This window comes from Shewanella sp. SP1S2-4 (assembly GCF_031932075.1).
GTDB classification, from domain to species: domain Bacteria; phylum Pseudomonadota; class Gammaproteobacteria; order Enterobacterales; family Shewanellaceae; genus Shewanella; species Shewanella baltica.
On record NZ_JAUOET010000003.1, the window covers coordinates 170,391 to 196,778 of the forward strand.

At 45.0% G+C, this 26,388-nt stretch carries 23 protein-coding genes; 18 read left to right on the top strand and 5 right to left on the bottom strand.

Annotated features, from left to right (window positions below):
• Window positions 1-203: 203 nt before the first annotated feature.
• Entirely contained in the window at window positions 204-2,909 is a 2,706-nt protein-coding gene (locus Q4Q52_RS04840; RefSeq protein ID WP_311989974.1) for an acetate--CoA ligase family protein, read from the bottom strand.
• Window positions 2,910-3,186: 277 nt separating this feature from the next.
• On the opposite strand from Q4Q52_RS04840, the gene Q4Q52_RS04845 reads away from it, so the two are divergent.
• The 10 genes from Q4Q52_RS04845 to Q4Q52_RS04890 are packed head-to-tail and all read left to right on the top strand — an operon-like array spanning window position 3,187 to window position 13,897.
• A complete protein-coding gene (locus Q4Q52_RS04845) occupies window positions 3,187-4,329 on the top strand; it encodes a methyl-accepting chemotaxis protein (protein WP_311899346.1) in 1,143 nt (380 codons plus the stop codon).
• Between the two features lie 14 nt (window positions 4,330-4,343).
• Window positions 4,344-4,634: an STAS domain-containing protein gene (locus Q4Q52_RS04850; protein ID WP_011846801.1), complete on the top strand. Its 291-nt coding sequence runs from the start codon at window positions 4,344-4,346 to the stop codon at window positions 4,632-4,634.
• Between the two features lie 2 nt (window positions 4,635-4,636).
• Window positions 4,637-6,343 carry a fused response regulator/phosphatase gene (locus tag Q4Q52_RS04855; RefSeq protein WP_311899348.1) on the top strand — a complete coding sequence of 569 codons (1,707 nt, stop codon included), beginning with the start codon at window positions 4,637-4,639 and terminating at the stop codon, window positions 6,341-6,343.
• Between the two features lie 3 nt (window positions 6,344-6,346).
• Window positions 6,347-6,712, top strand: a complete 366-nt coding sequence (locus Q4Q52_RS04860) for a response regulator (protein ID WP_063882919.1) — start codon at window positions 6,347-6,349, stop codon at window positions 6,710-6,712.
• Window positions 6,713-6,729: 17 nt separating this feature from the next.
• Entirely contained in the window at window positions 6,730-8,889 is a 2,160-nt protein-coding gene (locus Q4Q52_RS04865) for a chemotaxis protein CheA (RefSeq protein WP_311989975.1), read from the top strand.
• Between the two features lie 10 nt (window positions 8,890-8,899).
• On the top strand, window positions 8,900-9,415 hold the full coding sequence (locus Q4Q52_RS04870) for a chemotaxis protein CheW (RefSeq protein ID WP_259509783.1): 516 nt from the start codon (window positions 8,900-8,902) through the stop codon (window positions 9,413-9,415).
• 2 nt (window positions 9,416-9,417) lie between these two features.
• Entirely contained in the window at window positions 9,418-11,391 is a 1,974-nt protein-coding gene (locus Q4Q52_RS04875; RefSeq protein ID WP_311989976.1) for a methyl-accepting chemotaxis protein, read from the top strand.
• A complete protein-coding gene (locus tag Q4Q52_RS04880) occupies window positions 11,392-12,237 on the top strand; it encodes a CheR family methyltransferase (protein ID WP_011846808.1) in 846 nt (281 codons plus the stop codon).
• Window positions 12,224-12,844: a chemoreceptor glutamine deamidase CheD gene (cheD, locus tag Q4Q52_RS04885; RefSeq protein ID WP_011846809.1), complete on the top strand. Its 621-nt coding sequence runs from the start codon at window positions 12,224-12,226 to the stop codon at window positions 12,842-12,844. Before Q4Q52_RS04880 ends, cheD begins: the two co-directional genes overlap by 14 nt.
• A gap of 3 nt (window positions 12,845-12,847) precedes the next feature.
• Entirely contained in the window at window positions 12,848-13,897 is a 1,050-nt protein-coding gene (locus tag Q4Q52_RS04890) for a chemotaxis response regulator protein-glutamate methylesterase (protein WP_311989977.1), read from the top strand.
• Between the two features lie 100 nt (window positions 13,898-13,997).
• On the opposite strand, the gene Q4Q52_RS04895 is transcribed toward Q4Q52_RS04890, so the two are convergent.
• Window positions 13,998-15,638 (bottom strand): diguanylate cyclase, encoded by a 1,641-nt coding sequence (locus Q4Q52_RS04895; protein WP_311989978.1) that lies wholly within the window; start codon window positions 15,636-15,638, stop codon window positions 13,998-14,000.
• Window positions 15,639-16,029: 391 nt separating this feature from the next.
• Here Q4Q52_RS04895 and Q4Q52_RS04900 point away from each other — a divergent pair, with 391 nt between their 5' ends.
• The 7 genes from Q4Q52_RS04900 to Q4Q52_RS04930 all read left to right on the top strand — a co-directional run bounded on the left by Q4Q52_RS04900 (window position 16,030) and on the right by Q4Q52_RS04930 (window position 20,815).
• On the top strand, window positions 16,030-16,710 hold the full coding sequence (locus Q4Q52_RS04900) for a class I SAM-dependent methyltransferase (RefSeq protein WP_311899357.1): 681 nt from the start codon (window positions 16,030-16,032) through the stop codon (window positions 16,708-16,710).
• On the top strand, window positions 16,700-17,761 hold the full coding sequence (locus tag Q4Q52_RS04905; protein WP_311989979.1) for an HNH endonuclease: 1,062 nt from the start codon (window positions 16,700-16,702) through the stop codon (window positions 17,759-17,761). The genes Q4Q52_RS04900 and Q4Q52_RS04905 overlap by 11 nt, the downstream gene beginning before the upstream one ends.
• 19 nt (window positions 17,762-17,780) lie before the next feature.
• The gene (locus Q4Q52_RS04910) at window positions 17,781-18,116 is read left to right on the top strand and encodes a hypothetical protein (protein WP_311989980.1); all 336 of its coding nucleotides are present in this window, start codon (window positions 17,781-17,783) and stop codon (window positions 18,114-18,116) included.
• A 226-nt stretch (window positions 18,117-18,342) separates the two neighbouring features.
• Complete coding sequence (locus Q4Q52_RS04915) at window positions 18,343-18,936, top strand: DUF1570 domain-containing protein (protein ID WP_311989981.1); 594 nt, start codon at window positions 18,343-18,345, stop codon at window positions 18,934-18,936.
• Window positions 18,937-19,045: 109 nt separating this feature from the next.
• On the top strand, window positions 19,046-19,474 hold the full coding sequence (locus Q4Q52_RS04920) for a hypothetical protein (RefSeq protein ID WP_261272535.1): 429 nt from the start codon (window positions 19,046-19,048) through the stop codon (window positions 19,472-19,474).
• 21 nt (window positions 19,475-19,495) lie between these two features.
• Window positions 19,496-20,080 (top strand): hypothetical protein, encoded by a 585-nt coding sequence (locus Q4Q52_RS04925; RefSeq protein ID WP_311989982.1) that lies wholly within the window; start codon window positions 19,496-19,498, stop codon window positions 20,078-20,080.
• A 315-nt stretch (window positions 20,081-20,395) separates the two neighbouring features.
• Window positions 20,396-20,815, top strand: a complete 420-nt coding sequence (locus Q4Q52_RS04930) for a Fic family protein (protein ID WP_311989983.1) — start codon at window positions 20,396-20,398, stop codon at window positions 20,813-20,815.
• Between the two features lie 3 nt (window positions 20,816-20,818).
• On the opposite strand, the gene Q4Q52_RS04935 is transcribed toward Q4Q52_RS04930, so the two are convergent.
• Entirely contained in the window at window positions 20,819-20,974 is a 156-nt protein-coding gene (locus Q4Q52_RS04935) for a hypothetical protein (RefSeq protein ID WP_173913200.1), read from the bottom strand.
• 206 nt (window positions 20,975-21,180) lie between these two features.
• Complete coding sequence (locus Q4Q52_RS04940) at window positions 21,181-22,791, bottom strand: ABC-F family ATPase (RefSeq protein ID WP_311989984.1); 1,611 nt, start codon at window positions 22,789-22,791, stop codon at window positions 21,181-21,183.
• 534 nt (window positions 22,792-23,325) lie between these two features.
• On the opposite strand from Q4Q52_RS04940, the gene Q4Q52_RS04945 reads away from it, so the two are divergent.
• A complete protein-coding gene (locus tag Q4Q52_RS04945; RefSeq protein WP_311989985.1) occupies window positions 23,326-23,910 on the top strand; it encodes a VF530 family DNA-binding protein in 585 nt (194 codons plus the stop codon).
• A gap of 291 nt (window positions 23,911-24,201) precedes the next feature.
• On the opposite strand, the gene Q4Q52_RS04950 is transcribed toward Q4Q52_RS04945, so the two are convergent.
• Window positions 24,202-26,307 carry a phytase gene (locus Q4Q52_RS04950; RefSeq protein ID WP_311989986.1) on the bottom strand — a complete coding sequence of 702 codons (2,106 nt, stop codon included), beginning with the start codon at window positions 26,305-26,307 and terminating at the stop codon, window positions 24,202-24,204.
• Window positions 26,308-26,388 lie beyond the last annotated feature (81 nt).

The window sequence follows — 26,388 nt, forward strand, 5'->3', positions numbered from 1 at the left end:
TTATTTTGCGGCGTTTATTCAGCCAGCGGTGCACAGCCTTGGCTCATTACCAATACACTTCTCAAGCATGTGACATTTTAAGTGATTAATCGATAAGAGTCAGTTGCATAAAAATTGAACTTTGTGGTTGTACTGTGGATTCCTGCAGCTGTGATAATAAAACGCCGCAAATCATTGCGGCGTTTTTGTTCGTCAGGATAAGGCTATTTATTAGTGGGCGGCTTTAAATCCATATGCATTTTGATCAAATGCTCCTCCATATCGAAGGTCACCTTAAAACCAAGACTCTTGGCAAGGCTAGCCATATTACGATTCTCGAACATGGTAAAGCCGGTGAGCACAGGCGTATCATTGGCTTGATAATACTTAATCAGTTTTTCGAGCAACAATTTACCTAAACCTATACCTTGATGATCGCCGCGCACAGCCATGGCAAATTCGGCCTCAGTATTGTCGGGGTCGATGGACGCACGCACGGCACCTAAGGTGATGTCATCGCCATCAGGACCTTTGGCGGTGGCGATAAAAGCCATCTCACGGGCGTAATCGATTTGGGTTAATACCGCCATTTCTTCATGGGTCATTTTAGAGCGCACCCCGAAATAGCGTTTGTATCTGTCTTCATCGGAGAGCGAATTATCAAAAGCCAAATGCTTGGGTTCATCTTCGGGCAGAATCGGCCTTAGCATTACCTTAAGGCCATTTTTAAGCTCGGCGAATTCTTCTAATTCCTTCGGATACGGCATGATGGCCATGCGCGATGAACTGTCGGCATTGGCGTCGTGCAAACGGATATTCACATCGAGCAGCGTAATGTTTTCACCCGCGGCTAATACTGGGTTTAAATCCAAAGAGGCGATTTCGGGGCAATCGATAATGATGTGGGATATTTGCGTTAGCATCACGCACAGGGCATTCATGTCTAAACCTAGCGGTAAATGCCTGTCCTTCAACTTATGGGTCTTTAACGCTTGGATCACCATATACCGCGCCAGTGCCATATTCAGTGGTGGCAGGGCAACGGCGGCGTCATTGGTGGGATCCCATTCTGAGCCACCTTCACCCAAACAAATCGCTGGACCAAAGACGGGATCGCTTATCACGGCCACGCGGATTTCCTGAGCGCCAGCGGTCAATGCCATTTTTTGCACTATCATACCTTCGATAATGGCTTCAGGATTGGCCTGATGCACCCTTTGGGTAATGGCACTCGCGGCGTGGCGGATATCTTCGGCAGAGGTTAGATTGAGCATCACTCCGTGCACATCGGACTTATGCAAGATATTCGGAGACTGCACTTTTAAGGCTAAGGGATAGCCCGCTTCATTAGCGATGGCGACCGTTTCATCGGCATCTTTCACAAACCAAGTATCTATAGTGTTCAGTCCATAGGCGCGCAAAATAGGACTTGCCTCGTGGGTTTCGAGTACCGATTTACCTTTCGCTTGAGCCGCTTGCAGTAATGTGCGCGCCGTGTGGCTATCGGTAGGAATATTGTCGGGGATCGATTGCGGTACTTCTTGTAGCAGTTTTTGGTTACGGCGGTATTCAACCATGTGCATAAAAGCACCCACGGCGCCTTCGGGTGTACGATAGGTAGATATGCCGCCCTTAGTGAAGCGTTTTCGCGCCTGATAGGCAGAGTCTTCGCCGCTCCAGTTGGTCAAAATATTAAGGCGATTCTTTTTCGGATGCGCGTGGATCACGCTAATCAAGGCATCGGCGATTTCAACGCTTTCACCGAGCGCTGAAGGCGAGTGCAGTACCAAAATGGCATCCAGCTCATTGGAATCCATCAAGATAGTCAAGGCTTTAGCATATCGTGATGCGTTCGCATCACCAATAATATCGATGGGATTTTGCCTTGACCAAGTATTAGGTAACACGGCCTCTAATTTGGCTATGGTGTCATCTGACAATTCAGCCAGTTTACCGCCGCGCATAATGAGTTCATCCACCGCTAACACCGCGGGGCCGCCACCATTACTGATAATGCCTAAGCGTTCACCTTGCAGCGGATTGGAATGCGCAAGGCTTTCAACCGCGGCAAACAGTTCAATTAAGTCGTTAACCCGCAGCATACCCGCACGGCGAAATGCGGCTTCATATACGGCATCGTTACCGCCAACACCGCCCGTATGTAATTTTGCGGCGCGGGCCCCTTCGGCGCTGCGGCCAGATTTGATCACTAAAATCGGTTTATTGCGTGAAGCGGCTCGAGCGGCTGAGAGAAAATGGCGTTTCTCATTCACAGAATCGATATAAAGCATGATGGCACTGGTGCGACTGTCGCGGCCAAGGTAATCGAGCAGTTCGTCAAAGTTAATGTCGGTGGCATCACCTAGCGAGATAAAGGATGAAAAACCAATGCCTTTGTTATTGGCCCAATCGAGTACCGTTGTACAAATGGCGGCCGATTGAGACACAAAGGCAATTTTACCGGGTAGGGCGCTGGCGTGGGCTAAACTGGCGTTTAATCCTAATGGCGGCAGCAACATCCCTAAGCTGTTTGGCCCCAGAATGCGCATCCCATAACGTTTGGCATTTTGCATGGTCAGGTCGAGCAGGCTCACGCCGTCTTCGTTAACTTCCTGCGCCATACCTGACGCCATAATAATCGTCACTTTACAGCCAAATTGCGCCAGAGTTTCAACAATCGCGGGTACACGGCAAGCGCGGGTACAAATAACCGCTAAATCGGGTTTGATGGGAAGAGCTTCGATATTGGGATAGGCAAGCACGCCCATTACTGCCCGATATTTTGGGGTGACGGGCATGATAGGACCCGAAAAACCACTGGAGAGCAGGTTTTTCATCAGCACATTACCCGCACGCTTTTCGGTATTCGAAGCGCCGATAATGGCTACGGAAGTCGGTTTAAATAAGGAGTGTAATGTACGTTGACTCATAAGCGATTCCATCCCAATCAATGACGCTTCCAGTGTAACCTAGGGTATGAGTACTGCCCAGTTTAAGTTTCGGGTTCGATTAAGGTAAGTTTATTAGCAAATCATGAATTTACAGCCATTTACTGAGAATCTGAGCCCAATTCTGTGGATTTATCCTGTGATAACTGCATTTTCCGCATTGCGACACGTAACAATGTGAAAAATTTCACTTTCATGTTTGAAAATTGCTTAGTACCAAACTACTTTTTAATCACTGTACAATTATTGTGAAATCCATATGACATACAAGGATGGGGTCGTTGCGTTACTTGCGGCAGGCGTTGGATATTTACTGGGTTTAATCACTTTATTGGCTATCGGGCCGATTATATCCGTGTTGATTATGTTGCTTTGGCAATTTTATCAGCACAAACAAAAGCTATCAGTTCAACAGCACGATGATAAGTCCTCAAACAGCCAACTGGCCGCCGATTGGCAAGCCCACGTCAATCTGTATCAAGAAACGATCACCACACTTAACAGTTGTGAGTCTAACATTGATAGCGTGCTGACAGTGCAGGGCGATGCGGTCAATTTGCTAAGCGAATCGTTCGATGGCTTAGGGCGATTAATGACGGAGCAAACAGGCTTCATTTCAGCGCTTGTCCAAAGCACTGATGATGCAGAGCTATTCCATTCAGATCAAATGAAACAATTCGCCAATAATACCTCTCTGACCTTAGAGCGCTTTATTCAAACCACAGTAGATATGTCAGCATCTACTATGGAGTTGTTGGAAAAAGTGAATCTTATCTACGAGGCCATGCCCCAAGCAATGAAAGCCTTACAGGATATAGACCAAATCTCTTCCCAGACCAATTTACTCGCCTTAAATGCGGCAATTGAAGCGGCAAGAGCGGGCGATGCGGGCAGGGGATTTGCGGTTGTTGCCGATGAAGTGCGGGCTTTATCTACTCGAAGCTCAGGCTTTAGTGAAGGTATACAAAAACAGCTTAGATCGATTCAAACTCAGATTGAACAATTAACCGTACACGTGAGTAAAGTTGCCGCTCAAGATATGACTTATATCATAGATGCAAAGAAGGATATTGATACTGCACTTAAACATATTATTGTCAAAGCAGAGAAGGATTCTCATGTGATAGCACGCATAGATTCATCGGCACATGAACTCGAACAAGCTATCTCAGATACGATTCGAGGCTTGCAGTTCAGCGATATCACTTCCCAAAGTCTGATTTACACCAACCAATCCTTAAGTCATTTAAAAGAGTCCCTCAATCGCGTCGCCAACATGTCGCAACAGGAGTTTGGTATTGACGGCGATGATATCACGACACAAATGAGTCGCCGGCGTCAGGAGACGCACAATCCCGTATCAAGGGATCAAATTACCTGTGGTGAAATTGAACTCTTTTAAATAGGGATATCATAATGTCGAATATTCAAACGATTCCATTGCCAGAACGCTTTGATTTCTATTATCACAAAACATTTACGTACAGTTATCAAAGCATCATAAAACTGGAAGGTATTAATCATATTATTCTCGATTTTAGCCGAGTGCTTTATTTGGATAGTTCTGCTTTAGGTATGATGGTATTACTACATCGTAAGGCACAGGAGCTACATATTTCGACCTCTATTAAAGGTGCACATGGTCAAGCCGAGGAAATACTCAATATTGCTAACATGCAGAAACTCTACATTATAGAGAATTGCTAGTCATGAAATCATTAATAGCAAAGAAGAACTATATATTAGTCATCGATGACGATGTCATAATGAGCCAGACAATTAGTGACTTTATTCATGAGAAAGGTTACCACGTCATTGTCTGTAATAATCTTGAGGAAGCATTCTCAGAATTGTCACAATATAAGATTGACCTTGTACTGATTAACTTTTGGCAGCCAGATGGTACAGCTCTAATTTTACTTGAACATTTAAATGAAGAAAAAATAACAACTCCAGTCATAGTGATCAGCAATACTAAGGAACATCAATCCGTATTAGAATGTTTTCGAATGGGCGTATTAGATTTTGTTGTTAAGCCGATTAACCTTGAGATATTTTGGTATAAAGTCGAGTGCTTATTAACTCGGGTTAAGTTACAGCATGAAGTTAAGTTACAAAGAATTGAACTTGAAAAAATGCTGTATGAGAAAGCCAGAGAAGAAAAAATGGCTAGGAACTTATTCGAGCACTTAGTCAATATTGATAATACCCAATTCGAGTTTGTTCGTACTTTCTGCCAGGCAAGTGCCAATTTTAGTGGTGACATAATCCTTAAAGGGTTAGCTCCTAATGGCAATTTTTTCCTTATGCTTGCAGATTCAACGGGTCACGGATTAAGTGCAGCAATGCCAATTATGCGTGTTGCTAGTACATTTAGAGCCATGGTTTCAAAGGGGTTTTCATTAGCAACGCTAATATATGAACTGAACTCAAAAGTACATAGAGAAAACCCTGATGATCGCTTTGTTGCTTGTATTGTTTTAGAAGTCGATTTTTTTCGAAAAAAAATACATATTTGGAACGGCGGCATGCCACCCGTATATATCAAAAACCATCTTGAAACTGAAACAGTCTCAGACCATTATCCTGTAAAAAATGTCATAAAATTCAAATCAACAAACATGGCACTTGGCATTTTGCCTCCCCAAACCTTCGTGGCGGATATTGCTACGGTTGATTTACCCGTTGTCGGTCATGCCTGTTTATTTAGTGATGGATTAATTGAACAATACACTAATGAAAACAAACCATTCGGCATTGAAACTTTAAACTCATTATTTATTCAACACGCGAGTGAGCTTATCCCATACTTAACAGAAAACTTTAAAAACGTTTTCGATGGTAAGCCTATAACGGATGATATTACAGTATGCACATTAGACTTTGAACGATTGAGTGAGTGGCATCAACAGTATGATATCTGCCTTGTTCGGTCAAATATGGATGGCGAATTTGATTGGGAGGTCAAACTCGCTGGGCCAATGTTGTTAAGTGCTGAATATTTAAATTCTTTAAATCAATTCTTAGGTATGTTTGGATTCGCGACAAGTTTTTGCCAAAGGGTTTTCACTGTGGTTGCCGAACTATTTAGCAATGCTATCGATCATGGTGTACTAAAATTAGATTCTCGGCTAAAAAGTGATCCGGATGGTTTCGAATTGTACCATAGTATTAGGGACAGTTCTTCAGCACGACTCACAATGAATGATTGGGTGAAAGTGAGCTTGGTTTGGTGTTCCATAACGAATGAGTTGCATATATGTGTAGCAGATAGTGGTCAAGGATTTAAGGGATATAAAAATACTGTTGTAGATATCCCTCAGCTTTCTGGACGAGGGCTCTCACTGGTGAAAACATTATCTAAGACCTACGAATTAGTATCACCAGGAAATATAACGAAAGTCATAATGGAATAGCGCATGAGTAAAAAAATATTAGTGGTTGATGATTCCGCTGCGATTCGACAAATGGTCGAAGCGACCCTTAAATCGGCTAGTTACCAAGTGGTACTGGCCAAAGATGGCCGTGAAGCCCTCGATCTTTGTAATGGGCAAAGATTTGATTTTATCCTGACGGATCAGAATATGCCGCGAATGGATGGACTGACCTTAATTAAATCCTTACGTGCTATGTCGGCATTTATGCGCACTCCGATCATTATGCTTACGACCGAAGCGGGCGATGACATGAAGGCGCAAGGAAAAGCGGCAGGTGCGACGGGATGGATGGTAAAACCCTTTGATCCTCAAAAGCTGTTAGCGATTACGGCTAAAGTGCTGGGTTAACTGCAACGGGGTGCGCTATGTCCATCAATATGGCCGAGTTCCATCAGGTCTTTTTTGAAGAAAGTCATGAACATCTTGAAAATATGGAACAATTGCTATTGGCATTGGACCTTGCTTCTCCCGATCCTGAAGAACTGAACACGATTTTCCGTGCCGCCCACTCGATTAAAGGTGGCAGCGGTATTTTTGGTTTTACCGCACTGACCAGTGTCACCCATGTGATGGAAAACCTGCTGGACATGACCCGCAAGGGCAACTTCCAACTCACCTCATCGATTATCGATTTACTGCTGAGTACCGTTGATACGCTATCCCATATATTGAGCCTGTACCGCGAAGAAGAACAAATTGATTGGCAGGAGGTGGAGTACAGTAAAAGCCAATTGGTGGCAGCGTTAAATGGTGAATCCTTTAGCTCATCGGTTGCAGTACGAAATGGCACTGATATCGCTAACACTCCTGTGACTCCAACTCTCAATGCAGAGCCTTCTGCACTAGTGGAAACCGAGGATGAGCTGGGTTTTGGATTTTTCGAAGATGAAATGGAGCGCGATATTGTTATCGAAGGTGAAGACTTTGGATTTTTTGAAGAGGCTTATCAAGCTGAAGATATTAGCGTTGAGAGTTTAACATCTGAGGTTAGTGTCAGTGTCAATAGTACCGCAGAGCAGTTAGTTACTGCCTCTGATGATGAATTGGGATTTGGTTTTTTTGAGGCATTAACCCCTGAATCCTTTGCCAATGAAATCGAATTACTGAGCTCAAAACCTGTGGAACCTGCGGCAGCTAAACCTGCCACTAATCGGGCGAATCAAGTTAAGTTGACCGCTAATACTCAAGCAAAACGTAGCATATTTAAAGAGAAGGAAACAGAGCCCAAAGCACCGCCAGCTACCAGCGTGTCAGCAAGTACAAAGGTAACTCCAAGCTCAACTGCAGCACTCAATCCAGCCGTTACGCCAAAAAATACTCAAGCTGAGGTGAAAACGGCGACTAAAAAAACCGCCGCGTCAGCTCCGGATGCCACTTTAAGGGTCGAAACCTCCAAAATCGATACTCTGGTCAATCTGGCGGGCGAATTGGTCATAACTCAGTCTATGTTGACTCTAATCGGGAATGAGTTGACTGGCGAGATAGGCGAGCGCCTTAAGACTGCACTCAATGAATTGGAACGTAATACCCGTGAGATGCAAGAGGCCGTGATGTCGGTGCGTATGCTGCCGGTATCTTTTGTGTTTAACCGTTTCAATCGATTGGTGAGGGATCTTTCTGAGCAGCTGGGTAAAAACGTCAATCTCGTGATTGAAGGCGGCAACACAGAAATTGATAAGGGCATGATTGAAAAGCTTGTCGATCCGCTGACCCACTTAGTGCGCAATAGCTTAGATCATGGCATCGAAAAACCCGACATTCGTTTGGCAGCAGGCAAAGCAGAAATTGGGCAACTTTCTCTCAGAGCGAGTCAACGTGGCGGCAGCATAGTCATTGCAGTGTACGATGATGGCGCAGGTTTATGTCGTGAGCGTATTCTCCAAAAGGCGAAGGAGAATGGTATTGCTATCGCGGAGAATGCAAGCGACAAGCAAGTCTGGCAATTGATTTTTGCCGCAGGTTTTTCAACCGCGCAGGAAGTGACAGACGTGTCTGGTCGAGGTGTCGGTATGGACGTGGTGCGCCGAAATATTGAAGCCCTAGGAGGGAGAATCGATATTGACTCAGTGCAGGGTAAAGGCGCGACCTTTGAGATCCAATTGCCGCTCACCCTTGCGATTGTCGATGGTATGAGTGTGTCTGTTGGCAATCAGATCTACATTTTGCCCTTAGTACACATTATTGAATCCATTCAGCCGCAGGCAGAGCAACTCAAATTCTTGGCCAAAGAACGGCTATTAAAAGTACGTGAAGAATATTTACCGCTGCTTAATCTATATCAACTGATGGAAATTACCCCGAAAGCTCACAGCCCAGAAGAGGGCATAGTGGTATTGCTCGAAAGCAACCACAAGCGCTTTGGCCTGTGCGTTGATGCCTTAGTTGGCCAGCAGCAAGTCGTGATCAAGAGTCTTGAAAAACATTACCGCAGGATCCCCGGAGTTTCCGGCGCCACCATCATGGGTGATGGTAGCGTTGCTTTGATCCTCGATGTCGAATCGCTTGCATTGCACATCAAAAATTAAGGAACAGCAAATGGAGAGTCGATCAACCATGGCCGCCAAAGTGGAATACAGTTCCCAAGATGAAGTCGAGTTTTTGAGCTTTGTATTGGGTGATGAGCACTATGCCCTCGATATTATGTCCGTGAAAGAAATTCGCGGTTATGAGCCAGTCACTAAAATCGCCAACGCCCCCAGCTTTATTAAAGGTGTGTTAAATCTGCGCGGTGACATAGTGCCCATAGTCGATTTACGGATGAAGTTTGCTGTTGGAGCAGCCACTTATAACGAGTTCACTATCGTTATTATGCTCAACGTGTTCGAGCGTATTGTTGGCATAGTGGTCGATGCCGTATCCGATGTAATTAAGCTGTCGACGGAGGAAATCTTACCCGCACCAGAATTTGGTGTGGCATTCGATAGTCGCTACCTCAAAGGTTTAGCCACGGTTGAAGATAAGATGGTAATTCTGGTAAATATTCAGGCTCTGATCAGCAGTGATGAGCTGGGTCTAATTGATGCAAATAGTCTGACTGATCAGGAGCAATGATAATGGGTATCTTTAATATATTTGGAAATGCTGAAGCAAGCCTAGAAAAGGATGAAGAACGTCAGCGCTATTTTCAGCTACTCGATAATAGTGGCAACAGTTTCATGATTGCTGACAGTCAGCGCAATATCATCTATGCGAATAAAGCCGTCGTCCGTTTGCTGCAAGAGGCCGAGGACGATATTCGTAAAGAATTACCTCAATTCTCGGTTGCCAAACTGATCGGCAGTAATATCGATATTTTCCATAAAAATCCAGCGCATCAACGCAATCTGTTAGAGCGCTTGACTCAGTCCCATACTGCACAAATCACCATTGGCAAACGTACCTTTAGGTTGATTTTGACGCCAATTATCACGGCTGAAAATAAACATTTAGGTACAGGTGTCGAGTGGATAGATCGCACCGAAAGTATTGAAGCCGAGCGAGCAACCCAGCGCATTATGGAAGCGCTCAATAATACCAGTACCAACGTCATGATCGCCGATGCTAACCGTACCATTATTTATATGAATCGCTCGGTCGAAGCCATGTTACGTCAGTCTGAGCATGAAATTAGGCAGGCTTTACCGCATTTTTCTGTGGATAAAATCCTCGGCAGCTCGATGGACATTTTCCACCGCAATCCTGCCCACCAAGCGAGTCTACTCGATAAATTAGACCGCAAATATGAATCGCTGATTAAGGTGGCCAGCTGCCATTTCCGTTTAACGGCCAGCCCAATAGTGTCTAAAGAAGGCGAGCGTTTAGGGACAGTGGTTGAATGGCTCGACCGCACCATTGAAGTGCAAACCGAGCAAGAGATTTCCCGCATAGTGACCGCAGCAGCAGCGGGTGATTTCTCCCAAAGGGCGGACACCGAAGGCAAGCAAGGTTTCTTCCTGATGCTGGCGAACAACTTGAATTCGTTAATTGAAACCTCAGACCGTGGACTGCAAGATGTGGCCCGCGTGCTGATGGCGCTGGCGGATGGCGATCTGACTACCCGCATTTATAACGACTATGAAGGCACCTTCAATGATTTGAAAAACTACTCAAATCAAACCGCTGAAAAGCTATCATTCATGATCCAAGATATCCAACGTGCGGCGGATACCATCAATACCGCCTCGGCAGAAATAGCCCAAGGCAACGCCGATTTATCCAGCCGCACCGAAGAACAAGCCTCCAGCCTAGAGCAAACCTCGGCCAGCATGGAGGAACTCACAGGTACAGTGAAACTCAATGCGGATAACGCCAGCCAAGCCAATGCCTTAGCATCTAAAGCCGCTGAAGTGGCGGTGGACGGTGGTGAGCTTATCCAGCAAGTTGTCCAGACCATGGCATCGATTAATGAATCGGCGCGTAAGATTGCCGACATCATTGGTGTTATTGATGGTATTGCATTCCAAACCAATATCTTAGCGCTTAATGCCGCCGTTGAAGCCGCGCGGGCGGGTGAGCAAGGACGCGGCTTTGCAGTAGTCGCATCAGAAGTACGCAGCTTAGCCCAACGCTCGGCCAATGCCGCTAAAGATATCAAGGCATTGATCTCGGATTCTGTCACTAAGATCGAAAGCGGCAACAGTCTCGTCGGTAAGTCCGGCGATACCATGAAAGAAATCGTCATCGCCATTAAACGGGTGAACGACATCATGGCGGAGATTGCCTCAGCGTCCAATGAACAAGCACTTGGTATTGATGAGATCAGCAAAGCTGTGGTGCAAATGGATGAAATGACCCAGCAAAATGCGGCATTGGTAGAAGAAGCGGCCGCCGCTGCTGAAAGTATGCAATCTCAAGCGCAACAATTATCAGACAGTGTTGCCAGCTTCCGCGTAGATGACGATGAACAGCCGCATGTTGTTCAACCCACAAAGAAGAAAAAGCTTACGGCAAACACCACCTCGCTGACGGTTGCTCGTATGCCCGTTAAAGCAAAAATGCCCATGCCAAAATTGAAAAAAGTGGATCAAGATGAATGGGAAGAATTTTAATTGAGCGAGCTTAAATCGTTGGAGCGGGAGTTTGCCTATACCACAGCGCACTTTAATACCGCGCGGACGACGCTGTATCGGTTTTCAGGTATTAAACTTGCCGATAGCAAGGATGCTATGGTGTACAGCCGTTTAGTGCGGCGGATCCGGACACTGAAATTGTCCGGTTTTTCAGCGTACTTTGACTATCTGCTCGCACAGGAAAGTGAACACCAAGAATTTATTAACGCATTAACCACCAATCAGACGGCATTTTTTAGGGAGCCACATCATTTCGAGATTCTCAGGAAGTACTTATTGGAACATCCTGATACAAAAAGAATTTGGTGCGCAGCCAGTAGTACAGGTGAAGAGCCTTATTCGATAGCTATGGTAGTGGCAGAACACTTTGGCAACTTTAATACCCCCATTGAGATCATTGCCTCCGATATCGATAGTGGCGTACTGCATAAAGCCGAACAAGGTATTTATCCCCTGGAAAGAATTGAAGCGATCAGTGAGATACGTAAAAAACGATTCTTCCATCGAGGAAAAGGAGCTCAGTTTGGTAATGCCAGAGTTGTGCCAGAGCTAAGGCAGATGATCCAGTTTACCCGCATCAATTTACTCGACTCATTTTGGCCGTTAAAAACGCCAATCGATGTGATTTTTTGCCGAAATGTGATGATTTATTTTGATAAAGAAACCCAGGAAGTCATTTTAAAGCACATGATGAACTCCCTGAGTGAGGATGGACTTTATATTGCGGGACATTCGGAAAATTTTAATATGTTTCCGCAGATTATAACGGCGGTTGGACAGACCACTTATCGAGCAGCGAAAGGGAGTTCGAGTGCTAAAACCTAATATCGAATATGCCGTTACAGAACCGAATCGCTACCATGATAGTCATTTTGGTTGCGATGCGGTGAAGATCTTACCTGGCGAATATTTTGCCACCCGTGAAAATACCATGATAGTGACTGTGCTTGGCTCCTGCGTGTCAGTGTGCTTGTATGATCCTAAGCTCAAAATCGGCGGGATGAATCACTTTTTATTACCAAGCGATAACAGTAATAGCACTGGGGTGCTCGCCGACTCTGCCCGCTACGGTGTGTATGCAATGGAACTGTTATTAAATGACTTACTAAAACTCGGTGCACGTCGAAGCGCAATTGAGGCAAAGGTATTTGGTGGCGGCAACATGTTGCAAGGTTTTACACTGCATAACATTGGTGAGCGCAATGCTGAGTTTGTAATTGAATATCTTAATACGGAAAATATCCCGATTATTGCCGCCGATTTACTCGATGTGTATCCGCGCAAAGTGTATTTTTTCCCCCATACGGGCAAAGTGAAAGTTCGCAAAATTAAAAGTTTGCACAACAGCACGATCCTTGACCGAGAAAGCGAGTACCGCTTACGGGTTCGTAATCTCCCCACGGGCGGCGACGTTGAACTATTTGGTGATTAAGTTATGACGATCAAAGTGCTCGTTGTTGACGATTCCGCGCTGATGCGCAGCTTGCTCGGTAAAATGATTGAGGCTGATCCTGAGTTGTCTCTGGTTGGGCAAGCTGCCGATGCCTATGAGGCCAAGGATATGGTGAATCAATTTCGCCCCGATGTGATTACTTTAGATATCGAAATGCCCAAAGTGGATGGCTTAACCTTTCTGGACCGCTTGATGAAAGCCAGACCCACAGCGGTAGTGATGATTTCTTCGTTAACCGAGCAGGGCGCGGATGCGACCTTTAATGCCTTGGCCTTAGGCGCGGTGGATTTTATCCCTAAACCAAAATTAGATTCTCCCCAAGGTATCCATGATTATCAGGATTTGATTTTAGATAAGATCAAATCCGCCGCGAAAGCCAACATCATCAAGCCGCAGAAATTTGTTGAGCCAGTTCGGCCAGTGTCGAGTAAGCGGCCGGTATTAGCCAATACAACCCTGACACAGCATTTAGTTGCAATAGGTGCCTCCACAGGCGGCACCGAAGCCATTTTGTATGTGTTACAGCACTTACCTGCGGCTATGCCGCCGATAGTGATCACCCAACATATGCCCGCGGGGTTTACCCGCACTTTTGCCGAACGTTTAAACCGACAGTCACGGATCACTGTCAAAGAAGCCGAGCATGGGGAACGACTCTTACCCAGTTATGCCTATGTTGCCCCTGGCGATCATCACCTTGAGATCATCAAAGTGGGTGGTAGTTATAAAGTCAAATTAACCCAAGATGAAAAGGTCAGCGGCCACAGGCCGTCGGTCGATGTGATGTTTAATGCCTTGGCCCAATGCGCCGCGCCTAATATCAGCGCAATGATATTAACCGGCATGGGCAAAGATGGCGCCGAAGGTATGGTGGTGCTGCATCAAAAAGGCGTCACCACCTTTGCCCAAGATGAACAAAGTTGTGTGGTATTTGGTATGCCAAGGGAAGCGATAAAGTGCCGCGCGGTGGATTATGTGGTGGAGTTATCACTAATGCCGAACAAACTTATCAACCACTTAAGCTCACTGTGATGGCGACATTGAATGGTCTTCAACATTAACCATCAATCTGGCGGTGAGCCAGATAATAAGACATGACTACTTGACTGATACTGTGGCTGGGTTAATTGAGTCAATCCTGCTCACTTGGTGAAACCACTAACTGATTTCGGCCTAAACGTTTCGCTTCGTAAAGGTTTTTATCTGCCAGTAATAGACAATCTTGAAACTCCTCACATTCGTCCGAGAACACTAAACCGCCGCTGAGCGTCACCTTAAACTCGACGCCATCTTCGACAAAGACGATATGGCTAAAGCTCTCGCGGATCGCATTTAACTTAGCTATCGCCAATGGTTTTTGCATATCTGGCAGCACTAACATAAATTCCTCGCCGCCGTAGCGACCGGTAAAGTCAGTTTGCCGTAAGGATTGTTGTAAAAGATGGGCAAAGGCTAGCAACACCTTATCACCACCGGCATGGCCATAGGTATCGTTCACTTTTTTGAAGTGATCTAAATCGAACATGCCGATACAAACCTGAGAGTTAATTCGCCTTGCCACGTTATAGCAGCGCCTCGCGGCAACCAGAATTTGGGTATGGTTCAACAGCCCAGTTAAGCTGTCGCGGCTTGCCGAACTGCGAATATCATGGCCACGTTGGGCGCGGGATATCACTTGCGCGACAAATAAGCTCGGCGCGGTTTGCTTCGAAATTAGGTCATCCGATCCCGCTTGTATGATGCTGACTTTATTCTGCATAGTATCGTCAGAGCTCAACACTAGAATTGGGCTAGAGGTGTATTTATCCAATTGGCGTATCATCTTTGCCAGTTCAAGCCCGTTTACCTCAGGCATGTATAAATCGAAGATAAACAGATCGGGTTCAAACTGCTCAAGGGCAGGCAAGACTTGCTCGGCGCTCGATAACCCTTTCACCATTAAACCGTGACTGCGTAACAGGCTTGAAAAATAATCCACCATAGATTGCTGATCATCCACCAGTAACACCTTCAAGGGCTGCTTCTCTGACATCTTGAGAGATTGATGGATTTTGCGCACCAATAAAGTGGTTTCCGCAGGTTTGACAAAATATTCGCTAACGTTGGCACGAATGGCCAGCAACCGCATGTCAAAATCCCCCCGCGAGGATAAAACAAACACTCGGGTATTGTTCTTTTCAAATTCTGTGGCGGCTTCGAACAAGGCCTCTTCAGTCCAATCGGGCAGAATTAAATCCAATAGAATCAGATCGAAGGGCGTTTCATTTTGCACCACCAGAAAGCTCGTGAAATTCAAAAAATGCTGCACACTAAAACCGAACTCTCGCAGTTGCTTTGTGATCATTGCGCCGACATTACCATCGTCTTCTATGATGGCAATATGATGATCATGCCGCGCCTTAGCCGGTTTATAGGGACTTTGCTGCATTTGCGCCTCCACCACAGGCGGCGACGGTTGACCGCGCATATTGTTTTGCAACAACTGGTGGAAGAGGGTATCTAAGCCTTTGATAGTAGGAAGTTCGGGAGCTGGCGCATTGAGCAACCCTTTAAGCTGCAGCTCAAGTTTATCGACTATTTGTTTGGTATCCGACAATCCAAAGGTCTCGCTCGACCCTTTTAAGTTATGCACCTCGCGATACACAGCCGACAGCATGTGTGCATTCCAATTCTTACGCAACGAAATCCACAAGGTAATGATTTGTTTCTTTTTATCCGGCAGTGCATGTAAAAACTGTCGTTTAAGTTGCTCTAACGAATCTTCAAAACTCATAGGCAATAGATATCCTAAATGATTGAGCCCTAGGCCTTCATCCCGATGTCGTCACAGCCCGAGACGATGAAACCCTTTTACACTGATACTAAAATTGACTCTGTTCTCCACAGAAGGATGCAACAGATTCAATCAATTGCGCGTATTTTCTCTCTGACTAATAGAGTGTAAACCACTGCAAAAAAAACGACGGAGAAATGTAGAGATGTCGCTTCCCTAAATAGACTTCCTTTTTAAATCGCCAATATTTGCGTTGTGACATAAAACGGCAAAACGTAAAATATTTTATGTAAAACAGCAGGATAATGATGACGTGTATTTTGTATCAAAAGCGATTGTGATAAGTTAGCCTCATTAAAAACAATCACTTGTTGCAAAAGGATCCTTGTCAGTGAGCATAGCATTTTATAATGACCACGCCGAAATACTCGCGGCACAGTATTTGTCTAAAACCTTTGAAGAAGTGCATTCAAGTTGGTTACATCATCTTTTACCTTTACTCGCCAAAAATACACTGTCGATATTGGATGTTGGAGCCGGTTCTGGGCGGGATGTGCATTACTTAGCCCAAAGGGCACAGGGCAAAGAGACGCAAATTATAGCAATCGAACCTGCTATTACTTTAGCGAAAATGGGGCAGGTATTAACCCGAGATTTGCCCGTGAGCTGGATTGAGGATGGTTTACCTCAGTTGCAAAAAGTGGTTGGCCTAGCGCAACAGTTTGATCTGATTTTACTCAGCGCTGTGTGGATGCATTTATCACCCTCTGAGCGCCCACTTGCACTGGCAACACTCTCACGTTTACTCAATTTGACGGGACTTTTAGTCATCAGTTTGCGCCATGGTCCAAGCCCCGATGCGCGCGTTATGCACCCCGTTAGTGCTGATGAACTGCTCACATTGGCTGCAGATTGTCAGCTACAACTTTTAGATTCGAGCCAAGATGAGACTGACAAACTCGGTCGCACACAAGTGCATTGGCAGACGCTAGTTTTTACATCCAAACTGATGCCAAGCGTAAATGCACCTGAAGCAAGCGTTATTATTCAGGGTCGTCATCATGCCGATTGATGCGAGAAGACAAGTTGAATTTATTAGCTATTTACAACGTCTGTTGGTTGAAGGGGATTTCGTTGCAACATACAAATTTGCCTTACTGCATGCGATCGCAGATGTCTGCATCGAACGGCCATTAATACTTAATGCCGATCCTGAACAGAGAACCGCCATCAGTATTGATGAGCTGGTAGAAAAGTTTATTGAACTCTATTGGCAACACTCTTTACCTTTTGGTGCCGTTAATGCGCATTTTGTTCTACTTCAAAATAATGGAAAGCAATCAGCCTTAATCAACAGTTTGATTGAGCTACGTAATCAAGGCGTTAACAGTTTATCCCAGTTAAAAGCGCATCTTAGTTATCCAGCTTTATTGCGTAAAACACGCGCTACCTTTAAAGAGGGTCCGTTATGGCGCTTACAAATTTTGTCCCGAAGCGCAGATTGTTTTCTTTATCCCCATGATAAAAAGAAAAATTACATTGAGTTAAATCCGGGCATAGCATTTTGCTTCAGGCGATTTCACGATTTAGTGGTGTCATTGGCTCGTACTCAATGGGTGCAGAAAGTCGCCGAGTTTCCCGCAAATCAGGTCGTTATTGGCAATAAAGGCAATTTAAGCGAGTTTCTATTTGGCAGTGACCGACAGACGATCACTCACGCCAGACCTGTACTACTTGATATCCAAAAAGGCCAATGCTTCTATTGCCATAAGTCATTAAAAGAAACTGGCGAAGTGGATCATTTTATTCCTTGGACACGATATCCTAATGATTTAGGGCATAATTTTGTCCTCGCTCATAGCAGTTGCAATAACAATAAACGCGATCATCTTGCCGCTCAGCACCATAAAGATAACTGGTATGAGCAAAATATTATCCAGCATGGCCAAGCGTTGCACTCTGAACTCAGCCGATATTTCGTCTGTGAGAGTGATCGCTCTGAAGCTATTACGACTTGGGCTTATCAGCTTGCAGGACAAAATCGCTCGCCTCTATGGCTCGATAAAAAGACCTTTGTGCCTTTTAACGCGACAGATAATGACTTATCGAGCACAGCAATTTAGATATTGAGGAAAACGGGCGATGGATAGCCGATTTAAGCGTAGTTTTTTGATGTTGTTCATCATGGCGATTTTAGCGCTACTGATTGATCATTATCATGGTCGTTGGTTTCGTGTTGAGTTTTCCCAAGTATTTGCAGAGCTAGCTCAGCCGTTGCAACAAGTTTGTATAAAACAGAATTGGCAATGGTGTTCAGCGAGCTCTATGCCATTAATGACTCGTGTTAATGATCTGCCTAATATTAAGCAGCAAGTAGATGAATATCACGGTGAAGATCAGTACCTAGGTTGTGATTTGTTGACTGTGCAAGAAGAACGCATTGCACAACAAAAAGTGGGGGGGTTATACTTGGGTTGATGAGAATGGCATAACTCATTTTTCTGATATAAATCATGCATCAGCTGAGAGTAAGTTAACTCAATATACTGAACCTAAATACAATTTCGAATTGAACATTGATTCCTTAGTCAGTACTCCACCGCCATTTTTTAGGGACCGATTGACCAGCACTATCAATCAAATCGATCAAATTTATCGTCAATATCTACCCAAGCGCACCCTACAGCCCATTAAGGTTAACTTGATGCTTGCAGGCAATTTAACTGCCTATAATAAACTTAAAAGACAGTACGCATCCACGGTAGGTGCAAGCCAAGGATTCTATTCAAGTCAGCATAATTTGGCCGCAGTTTGGCACAGAGAAGATGCTCAAGCGTTTCGTACTGCAATTCACGAAAGCGTTCATGTCATTAATACGGGTCAATTTGGTCATACTCCGCGCTGGTTTAATGAAGGCATGGCGGAATATTTTGAATCGCCCGCTTTTCTAGAAACGATTGATACAAATAATCGTTATGATGCCATCATTCAAAACAATTCCAGTCGAGGTCACGCATATCGTGTCGTTGACGAATCTATTTCTTTATCAATGGGATTGAGTGAACTATTAACGGCTTCAGACCATGATTGGCAGGGGCAAAAACAAGCTGCGTTATACCAGCATGCTCACAGTTTTATGGCTTTCCTCTTTAGCACTCGCCAAGGTCGAGTGACCTTAAAGCAGCTTTTGCTGCAATTGAGTGAGCAACGCTGCCAAGCTAAAGTAATCGATGAACTATTTACACGTTATCCTGATGGTATTAAACAACTGGATCATGATTGGAAAACGTGGCGTTGATTCAGTTTAAAAAATCTTAATTATCTATTTTTAAAGGAAAGGTATGACAGAGTTACTAAAGGGATTATTTCACTTTTATTGATAATACATGTCTAGTTTTGGAGGTTCGATGATGAAATCGATTTTCTTACTGGCCATATCTGTGCTTGTGCTGATAGGTTGTACAACGCCTAAATCGCCAAGCGAAGTGTATGACGAGTACAATGCTAAGGTACAGCAGGGGATGAGTTATCAAGAGGACAAGGCTTACTATACCCAACGTAAGCAAGCGGATGTTGAATCTAAGTTCCCACAGTATATGCAGCAGATGAAGCAGTCCCGCGATGAAGTGATCGCATCTTATCTTTCATTTTCAAAAGCGGCTGCCAAGTGCAAAGCACTCACCTTAGTGTCGCAGGTGATAGATGGGGATACGGCCGTCCTTGAATATGCACAAAAAGATCTTTGTGGTAATGCATCGGAGGCGAATGAAAAACAAAGAATTAGTATGATAAATGAAGGTGGTTGGAAAATTGATGAGCTCCAAATTAGTCTCTAAATCACTTGGAATGTCGTATCAATGACAGGATTTTATGAGTTTTTTAGCCTGCCAAACGGAGTTGAGGTTACTTGTCCCCATTGTGCTGGCTGCGCCATTTTTACCTTTGCCCATGTTTTTCGTTTAGAGAAAAAAGATGTGCATTTATTTGAGGGTCGGCAGTTTGAGATCAAGCAGTTTAATCAAAGATTTGCCCATAAATGGCCTGGTGTGCTGTTTTTCCCTCCGCTATTGGATGCTTCTTGGCAGGAAAAATTGCCAGAAAAATACCAAGGTACTTCGACTTGGGAACATAGGGCGAACAGTACTTTTACAGATGGTACAGATCTTGGTCTTATTTGTTGTTATCAGTGTATGGCAAAACAGAAACATCGACTTGAATGGCCCAATGACGCATTTTATTCCCTTGAGTTTAAAGGTCATTCACTTTGGGCATTTAATAAACAGATGATGCTTCAGATCCGTGATTACATTCAGGCTAAAGATCGCAATGCGGTATTCGAGTCAGAGCCGATAGTCATTCGACATTTGCCGACAATTTTTAAACTGGCTAAAAATCGCGAGATATTGGTTAAAAAAATTAATAAGCTAATTTATAGCCCATAGTTTCTACATACCAATTTCAAAGACTTGTGTGGTCAATCTCATCGAGTAGTTGTGTTAAGTTGTCTGTGACTCGGATATTTGCTTTTCTATTAGTTATTACAGTTAGCGGGTCTATTATCATGTCGAAATATCATATTGGCACTACCGAAGATGAATTCGAACCCGGTTCTGGCGGCCATATACTTCGTAACAAACTCGCGATAACCGATGAAGAGGATATGGCAGAGGTAGAGACACAGTTGTTATTGAAGCTTTATGAGTACGTGTTTCAATCTGGTGTTATTGAAAGCGAGCATCTATCGGTTGGTATGCTCTTTGAGTGGCATCGAAAATGGCTCGGTAATGTTTATTACTGGGCTGGTGAGCGGCGTACAGTCAGGTGGTTTCGAATTTACGGCAGCGGCTCAAATACTTAAGTGTCTCACTCAGTTTGAAAAGGAATATTTAAGCAAGTTCAATGGTTTAAATTCATTTTCTAGAGACGAAGTTGTGCGTTACTTGGCTGAAAGTCATGTGGAATTTATCCTAATTCACCCATTTAGAGAGGGAAATGGACGTTTGTCACGTTTGATACTCGATGTGATGGCAGTAAAGGCGGGTTATCTCCCACTTGATTATGGGATTTGGGAACAAAATAGAGATTTTTATTTTAAGTCAATTCAAGCAGGGTTGGGTGGGGATTATCAACATATGGCTCGTTTGGTAAACGATGTGCTCAGCGCTAAAAACGAATGAAGTTTAGGCTAAGGTCAAATGACTGAAACGGCTTTTTTTGGCCTTCAATTTTGCTTCAACTTCAGCCGTAGTTTTACCCGTCTCAATAGCGGTTGAACTGGCCACAGCGCGATAGAGTCGATTTTGAGTCACTTGTGTGTTTTTTGATTTAGTTTTCATAGGATCAACCTCAATTAAGTGCATGAATTATAGCACTCTAGATAACGAATAGACAGCTGTGTATCCAAGGCCCAAAGCAGCAATACTTCATGTTTTACCAATCATATCGCTCTTTAGATATCGATAAAAAGTCGTCAGTAGGTTCTCCAATGACGACTCTTTTAATCAAGCTGACATAGCCGATTAAGGTTTATCAAAGCACAACATTACGCGCTTTTTCTCGCTTCCATTTCAGCTTGGCTTGAAAGGTACTCATCGAAGGTACCTTGGAAGTTAATCACTTTTTTATCTTTAATATCAATGATACGTGTTGCGAGCGACGATACAAACTCACGGTCATGGCTGACGAATATCAAAGTGCCTTCAAAGTCTTTCAACGCATTATTAAGTGCTTCGATGGCTTCCATGTCCATGTGGTTTGTCGGTTCGTCCATGATCAGCACGTTGATGTCTTGCATCATTAACTTACCGAATAACAAGCGGTTTTTCTCTCCGCCTGAACAGTTACGGGCTTTCTTGTTCGCATCATCTTCGGTGAACAGCAGACGGCCCAACATGGCGCGTACCATAAGATCGTTGTGCTTAGGTTGGCGCCATTGTGACATCCAATCCATTAGCGTGTAGTCATTATCAAATTCGTCACTGCTGTCTTGTGGGCAGTAGCCGATGGATGCGTTTTCTGACCACTTGATCACGCCTTTATTGTGTTCTAAATCATTGACTAAGCAACGTAAGAAAGTGGTTTTACCCACGCCGTTCTCGCCGATAATCGCTAATTTTGCACCGGCTTCGAGGATTAAGTCGCCGCCTTCGAATAGCTGCTCACCATCAAACCCGTGGGCCAAATCTTCGAGGATCAGTGCTTGGCGATGCATTTTCTTGCCAGCATCGAAACGAATAGAAGGGTGGATACGGCTAGAGGATTTGACTTCATCGAGCTTGATCTTGTCCATTTTCTTCGCGCGCGAGCTGGCTTGTTTTGCCTTAGATGCGTTGGCACCGAAGCGGTTAACGAAGTCTTGCAGCTCTTCGATTTCAGCACTTTTCTTAGCGTTACCCGACAATAATTGTTCGCGCAGCAATGCCGATTGTGCGAGGAAGTATTCGTAGTTACCTGGGTAAATGCGCAATTCGCCATAATCGATATCCGCCATGTGGGTACAGACGGCATTTAAGAAGTGCCTATCATGGGAAATAATGATCATGGTGCATTTACGTTTGTTCAACTCGGTTTCTAACCAGCTAATGGTATGGATATCCAAGTTGTTGGTTGGTTCGTCGAGCAGCAGAATATCTGGGTTGGCGAACAGCGCTTGGGCTAACAAGACCCGCAATTTCCAGCCCGGTGCCACTTGTTGCATCAGACCGTAATGGAAAGATTCTTCAATACCCGCTTCGAGCAGAATTTCACCGGCGCGACTTTCAGCGCTGTAACCATCCATTTCGGCAAATTCACTTTCAAGATCGCCAACGCGCATGCCATCTTCTTCAGTCATATTCGGATTGGCGTAAATGGCATCGCGTTCCTGTTTGACTTTCCACAGGGCAACATCCCCCATGATCACCGCATCGATAACGCTGTATTGTTCAAACGCGAACTGATCTTGGCTTAGGGTACCGACTTTTAAGCCGGGCGTGATGGACACATTGCCAGAGGTTGGCGCTAACGCTCCGCTGAGGATCTTCATAAAAGTCGATTTGCCACAGCCATTCGCGCCGATCAAACCATAGCGGTGACCATTGCCAAATTTCGCTGAAATGTTTTCAAACAATGGCTCAGGGCCAAACTGCATCGTGATGTTCGCGGTAGAGATCAAAGGAGCTTTCCTAGGTATTTGCTAACGGGGATTGTGACAAACAAGCCTCAAAATGAAACATGCGCTTCACCCACTCTAAGCCAAAACATTAAAGTTGGGATAATAAGGTCGCGGAGTATACAGACTAAGGGCTAAAGATGCGAGCAAGTATGTGATGCGCAGCGATAAATCGAGCCGTTTCAGTTGCGTTTATTTGCGGATCGGTGAAGGCGTGAGTTTATAGCTGTTTGCATGATATCGCAGATATGCCGGCTAAACTGCCAGCTTACGGTAATATTTCTTTGTACTAAAGCCAACGCCAAACCTTGCTAGCGCAAATAAAAGAAGGCGTTTAGCGTATTTACCGTTATTATTCCCGCAGTTTTGTCGAGCAGCAGATTTTACGGCTAAAATTTAATGGCTCAGTTTGAAGGCTTTAGGACTGCAAGATCTAAGTGTCGCGAGTTTTGTAGCGAATTAAGTCACTCGTTTAACCACTCAATACCGTAAACTAATACCTTAAAATCAGCCAATTGGGCTGGATTTGGAATTCCCATGATAGAAGAGCAACAGAACAACCCATTACACGGCCTTAAACTCGAGACAATGATCACTGAGTTAGTCGATTTTTATGGTTGGAAAATTTTATACGCGGCATTAAAGCTAGGCTGCTTTAACACTAACCCGACCATTGAGGCCTGTATCATTTTCCTCAAAAAGACCGAATGGGCGCGGGAGAAAGTGGAAAACTTCTACTTATACCGATTCAAGCGTATGCCTAAAGCCGTAGGTGAGCAGTTTGATCTTAAGCCACGTGAACGTGGTTTTGCCTCGGGTATCGTCCCGCGTAAACCGATGGAGCTAACATTAGCCTCTATCGCTGAAATGCAAGCCAAAGCCAGCGCCGAGTACGAAGCGGGTAACCGCCGTCCAAATTCTGGCAAGCGCTTTGGTAATGACGTGGGTAAAGGCGCTGGCAAAAAAACTGCGGGTGGACGGGGAACGGGTTCTGGCTATGGTTCGTCCAATAGCAGCTCACAGCGTCGCAGCGAACCCAGATATGATTCAAGAATGACTGAGCGTTCAGGACCAAGCCCATCGACGGATGATAACGATCCTTGGGGTACTAAGCGCAGTTAATTCGATGTTAGTCGCCCTGAATGAAGTTATTGTTTTAACTGTGTGATAGACGATTTAGGCGGGTGAAAACGAAAGAGGGTAGCCGTAGTTCTCGGCTAACCTCTTTTTTTTGATTAATAATTCAATTTATTGAATGCTGGTTAGCAAATTATCGGGGGGTTATTATTTTGAATTTGCATATTCCCTGCATAAATAGTTAACCCCTTCAATTTTCGTTCGCGTTGCGCTAAGTGCAAATAGCTACCTGCATAACGCATTATTCGCAGTGGCGTTTCAAGCAGCAAATTGGCCCTATTGCATGTCGAGTTGTTTGGCTATGCTGCTCCAAGGTAACCATTTAAACGCTTGGTTGGCATCGGGTAAGTGATTGTGACCATCCTGTACCACCAGCATTCCCTGTTGCCAAACACCATGGCCGACGGGCAAATGCGTGACAGCCAGCCCATCGGTTTCGGCGCTGCCGTCTATGCTGGTTTCGTGGCCATTCTCCATGCCGTTCAAGTTCACGCCAATGCGGAAACGTCCCACTTGTGCGTAAGGCGGCGTACTTTGGTATAAGAGATAGCTGTTATTACCTTGACTGGAGACCACCAGCAAATCTTGTTTTTTACCGTGAATGTTCGCGCCTTGATACAGAGAAATTCCTTCCACATCGGCGACTAAATCACCCTCGGCCTTAATGATCAATTTGCCCTCTGTACTGGCATCTGCTTTGGCATTAAAGCGCCAAATGCCTTTATCCTCTTCACCGATAAACAGTGCATGTTGCGCTTCATCGACCACACAGCCTTCAACTTGGCTTGGGGTATGAATATCTCGCACTAGTGTGATACTGGGGCCATTTTGCTGCCAGTCGACACGATATTGGGCGATGCGGCCAGATTTCTCGTTAGCGAACACGTATAAGGTTTGCTCGTCTTGATACAAACACATGCCGTAAATATCCGTCATGTTAGTTGCTTGATTCGGGTATTCAGTAATCTTGCCTGCCACGTCGATTTCATAAAAGGCCAATTTGTCACCATCGCGCAGCGTGGCAACGGCAATATCACGTGACTTTCCACCAAGTTTGACCCGTTGGCGTAAATCGACATTGTTGATCCGGCCCGATGGCAGCGCTTGAACTTGCTCGCCGCGCATATTAAAACTCAATAAACCCCAACGTTTGTTGGTGCCTAAAATGAGGCTTTTTTCGGGTTCTGTGGGATGGACCCAAATGGCGGGGTCGTCCATGGTATCGCCTGGTCTATCGGATGGCGCGCTCTCAACCCAAGCGGGAATTTCTACAATATTTTCCGCAATTGTTGTTGGCCACGCTTGTGCATCGGCGGCTGTGTTTGCGCTCGGCAACGATGTGGCGAGTAACTTTTGGGGTGACACTTGTGTCAATGCTTGTGGTAAAGCTGGTGACAAGGTTTGCTCAGCAAAAAGATAGCGGTCGTTTTTATCATCATAGATAGCAAACGTCGCAGTTTTTGCTTGGGCTGATGTGTTCGCGTTTACAGCAAGGCTTAAGTGCTGCGCCTTGGTTATCGCTTTTACCTCGTTTTTATCGTTGGTTTTTGTCGATGGCGCGCTAAAACTCAGTATTTGAGTGCCTTTGCCGTCCATCACCTGGCCGCTTTTATCACTGAGCAGCAATTGACCGTTCAGATGGTTTAAGCCGGTGATGTGATTATCGAGCGCGGGGACGATGAGCTTAGCGCTAGTATCGGCAAACGGGCTGGCATCAAACTGCCATACACCGGCTTCGGGCTCACTGACATAAAGCGTGTCGCCGTCGATAGCGCAATCCGTGCTATTAACCGGAATCGATTGGCTGCGCATTAGCTTAGGTGAGAAATGCGCGGCATTACCCAATAGCCACTGCTCGCTCTTACCACTTTCACCGCCAAACCACGCGTAGACATTGCCATCCTGAGTGCGGGGCTGAATACAGATCCAATTGATCTCGAAATGACCCATGGGCAGCAAGGGCAAGATGTTGGTCGTCGGTTTGCCATTGATCTCTTTCAGCATAATAGGTCGCACGCGGTCGGCTTTGCGATCGAGCGTTAATGCATAGGGATCGCTAAAGGCGAGTAATTCAAAGTCACCTTGCACCAGTAAACGCGCAGTAGGCAAGGGCGCTTGTGCGGTCGTTTGCATGCCTTGCTGCGTTTGTGTCATCGAAACGGTTTGTAACATCAGTCCTTGCTGTTCGCTGGCAAAGAGCCAGTGAGACAGAGTGTTATCGCTCTGTTTGTCTTGATTAAAGATGAGTGGCTGTGCTTGGCTGCCCTTATGGCCCGCTATGGTTTGAACAGCGACGCTGATGGTGTTTGCCATGGCAGTCAAGGGCGTATGACTGGCGATAAGGCCGAGCAATACGGCGGATGATAGTAGAGTTTTTTTCATATTTTGATTCGCTAGTATTCTGTTTTATCAGATTTTTATTAAATTTATCATCGACACTTGTCAGCAAACTTCGCAGTACAT